6 protein-coding genes are annotated in these 2,706 nt (G+C 53.4%); all 6 read right to left on the reverse strand.

Features of this window, described 5'->3' with window-relative positions; translation table 11 throughout:
- Positions 1-139: 139 nt before the first annotated feature.
- On the reverse strand, positions 140-427 hold the full coding sequence (locus OKC30_RS20450; protein WP_147273935.1) for a hypothetical protein: 288 nt from the start codon (positions 425-427) through the stop codon (positions 140-142).
- 152 nt (positions 428-579) lie between these two features.
- Positions 580-873 (reverse strand): type II toxin-antitoxin system RelE/ParE family toxin, encoded by a 294-nt coding sequence (locus tag OKC30_RS20455; protein WP_041206022.1) that lies wholly within the window; start codon positions 871-873, stop codon positions 580-582.
- Positions 861-1,127, reverse strand: coding sequence for a CopG family ribbon-helix-helix protein (locus tag OKC30_RS20460; RefSeq protein WP_233421456.1), 267 nt, complete (start codon positions 1,125-1,127; stop codon positions 861-863). Before OKC30_RS20460 ends, OKC30_RS20455 begins: the two co-directional genes overlap by 13 nt.
- A 353-nt stretch (positions 1,128-1,480) precedes the next feature.
- The gene (locus tag OKC30_RS20465) at positions 1,481-1,663 is read right to left on the reverse strand and encodes a Rop family plasmid primer RNA-binding protein (RefSeq protein WP_005324832.1); all 183 of its coding nucleotides are present in this window, start codon (positions 1,661-1,663) and stop codon (positions 1,481-1,483) included.
- A 394-nt stretch (positions 1,664-2,057) separates the two neighbouring features.
- Positions 2,058-2,480 (reverse strand): DUF2442 domain-containing protein, encoded by a 423-nt coding sequence (locus OKC30_RS20470; protein ID WP_041206020.1) that lies wholly within the window; start codon positions 2,478-2,480, stop codon positions 2,058-2,060.
- A partial coding sequence (locus tag OKC30_RS20475; protein ID WP_270668586.1) for a DUF4160 domain-containing protein occupies positions 2,464-2,706 on the reverse strand: 243 nt, incomplete at its 5' end. The genes OKC30_RS20475 and OKC30_RS20470, both read right to left, overlap by 17 nt.

Genomic DNA, 2,706 nt, shown 5'->3' on the forward strand with positions numbered 1-2,706 from the left:
GTGGGCCACCTCAGAATTCGGTATAGAGTAAGGCAAGGACATAGTCGCCAGTTCACAACATGTAAGTCTTTGATTTATGGTGAAAGGCGCAGCCTGGCATCGCGCGAGTTAGACGATCAGACAAAAGCATTTTTTAAGACTATTTGCTTTCTGACGATGCATTACACTCTTCCAATTTTGATTGCGCGCGCTTGAATTGCCAAAACAACACCGCAATGCATAGAGCTGCTGCAGAAAAGTTTATTGCTGTTGGACCACTTATTGTTAATAGTTGAGCCAAAAGTGCTAATGCCATAGCGGGGAAATATGTAATTTTTGGTCTGGAACGTAATGGAGGTATTATTTTTGCGATTATTAACCAAACTGCCGCCATAAAAAGTGATGAGGCAAATGCACCAATGAAATATCCGAATAACGCTGAATTCATAAACACCCCTTGAGTCTTAACTGCAGTTATATGAAAGGCTATACTAATGCGTTAGATAGTCTTCCACATAACTCCGCCAAGTCAACGCGAACATGACGTTCAGGCTTAATGGCGCACATCGCCTTTTATGTTCAAATGGCGAATTTTAGCATCTAAATAAATCCAGCTTCGCGTTGGTGACGCAGGGCCAAGATCACTACGGTTTCGCCCTCTAAGCGGTAACGCGCCAGATAACCACTGTCACCAAAGGGGATCACCCACTCGCGGAACGCCTCCGGGAGCCCTTCAATAGGACGACCCATCGCGGGTTGTTGCCCGAGCTGGGTCAGCGCCGAGCGGATGGTTTGGGCTGCTCGCTGTGCAACAACCGGACTCTTACTGTGCAAGAACTCGCGCAGCCGTTTAAGGTCACGCAGAGCAGCCGGAGAGAGGATCACTTGTGGCATGCAGGTGCACCACCTTCAATCTCGGTGCCCCAACCAGCCAACCACTGGTCGGCCTCGTCAAGAGAGACATGCAAACCAGTCTCCTGAAACTCCTGCCAAGCATCGAGGGTATCGCGGCGGAACGCCTCCTTGCGCTCTTCGCGCTCAACATACTGGGTGATAGCTTCGCGCATCATCCAGTGCGCTGAACGGTCGCGGGCAGCAGCTAGCTGCTTGATCCGGCTTTGGGTATCGCTATCAAGTTTGATAGACATGGGTTTGGTCGCTGCTGACATAAAACCTCACTGTTAGCCAATGGTATTACCTAGTGATACCTAAATTTACCACGCAATCCAAGTGCCGTCACAACCTGATTGCAGTACTGCAATTTGCCAAAAACTGGCGAACCGAAGGGAGTTTTGAAGTGCGTATAACGGACGTTATGGTGAATCGCCGACACCACCCGCTAAAACACGCCCCCTGCCGAAAATCGGTCTCACAAGCCGCGCTCTGGCGCGTTTTAAGCCCCCACCCAGGGCGTTTCCTTGCGGAAAGTGTGCAACGGCTGAGCGGGCGTTTGAGGGCTGGATCTAGCGGGATCAGGTTTTGGGGCCAGCATCACCCGCGTTCATGCCTCCACCGGCAGCTCGCGCAGCAACGCCGCCAGCAGTTCCTCCGCCATCTCGTGCAGCCGTTCGCACTGCTCGGCGCGCTCGTCCAACTCCAACTCTTCCAGCCGCCCCAACAACTCCAGCGACTGCCCCTTGATGAACTTCGCCATGTTCAGGGCCGCTTTTTGCTTCTTGTCCATTAAATCCTCTTAGCTGGGGCCGCTGGCCACCATCAAATTTAAATTTTGATTATTCAATAACGCCTTTTGATAGAGCAGGGATCCGAGGCAATGGGGCGGTGGGTTGTGCTGGATATGGCGATAGGCCAGTGCTGTGGCCTGTGGACGAATGAGCAGTCCAGCCGATTTGTCGTTGGTGCAGTAGGGGCGACTGGGGAGCCGCTCGACGAATGCTGCTGTTGCAGGTTTTACCAACGGTCACCGCGCTTATTGGCGGTGCAGGGTTGTTTGATGTGATCCATGTGGTATTCTTTACCTCGTGATTCGTCACAACCCCGAACTCTCTGTTATCTTCCGCCAAGTTGATTGGACAGAGATTCGGGGTTTGTCTTTTCTGGACAGTACGTTACCGCAGTCAGGCCGCCGCTGGCACGTTTTTTCTTGGGCGCCCACCCTTTGCACCGTTTGCCCGCGCCGCTGCAACTTTAGCGGGGGTTTTTGCCTTGCCGCCCTTCGCCCCCATCTTGGATGCAGCCCAGTTCGCCGAACCCAACAGCCCTTCCAGCAAAGCAGGCAAGTAGAGATCTGCATCCAACTTCGGAAAGTGCACTCCCAACCCTGACGGCGAGATTTCGACCTCCTGCAAGTCGCTAGGCTTAGCCGCTTCGAGCCCTTGCGCCAGATGAGGGGAAAAGGCCAGTTCTAACCCCGACGACAAGACGATCACAACCCGTCCGATCCTCCGGTCATAACGCACGCTCGTAGCAACAGGACTGCGCTTGCGAGCCTCGGCTCCGCGCTGATTTGCCTGTGCAATCATTTCATCGGTTAGTTCCATGGATCACCTCCCATTGTCTTATCAGGTGAGCTTGATTGCCTTGCAACTCTGCCCAGATGCGCTTCAGCGCTTTACTATCAAATCCGTAGTTTTCCCGCAGCTCAGGCCCGCCTTGCTCCCCTGAGAGATTAAACACCGCCTCGCAGCCGCCCCCAATCACGTGCACATGCGCCGGACGATGGTCGTTGGGATAAATCACCACTCGCCAGCCCCCAATGATCAACAC

It is taken from the genome of Aeromonas sp. QDB18, assembly GCF_027705325.1.
Taxonomy (GTDB): domain Bacteria; phylum Pseudomonadota; class Gammaproteobacteria; order Enterobacterales; family Aeromonadaceae; genus Aeromonas; species Aeromonas caviae.